The following is a 484-nucleotide window of genomic DNA, read 5'->3' as shown; positions in this document are numbered from 1 at the left end:
ACCAGGTCAACCAGTAGAACCAGGTAAGGAGCTACCAAACCTTCCAACAAACCCAGGTGATGACACACCAATCATCTACGTTCCAATCGTAAATGATGTGACAAAACCAACTAAACAAACAGTTAAGTTTGAAGGAGCAGGCGATAAGACTCCAGCCGACAATGTCCAAGATGACTTTACGTTTACTGGTAAAGAAAACAAAGCTTCTGGAACTACAACATGGACTGAGAAGAGCCATACATATGGTAAGGTATCTGTTCCAGTAATTCCAGGTTACTACGCTGATAAGACAGAAGCTGGTGGTAATACAGTTACTCCAGAAAATCCTGAAGCAACAGATACAGTAACCTACAAACCACTTGGAAACTTGGTTCCAAAACCAGGAACACCAGACGATCCAAACTTCCCATCAACACCAAAAGTGAAGTATCCAAATGATCCAACAGATCCAGGTAAACCAGGTAAACCAGTTGTTCCAGACGTA

The 484-nt window shown here is 42.4% G+C and carries 1 pseudogene; it reads left to right on the top strand.

What is annotated here, in order from left to right:
- A pseudogene (locus HMPREF2728_RS10840) lies at positions 1 to 484 on the top strand (YSIRK signal domain/LPXTG anchor domain surface protein); the annotation flags it as partial.

It is taken from the genome of Streptococcus sp. HMSC061D10 (genome assembly GCF_001808865.1).
GTDB lineage: Bacteria > Bacillota > Bacilli > Lactobacillales > Streptococcaceae > Streptococcus.
Note: the sequence above shows the minus strand (reverse complement) of the source record. Positions and strands in the feature narration are given on the sequence as shown.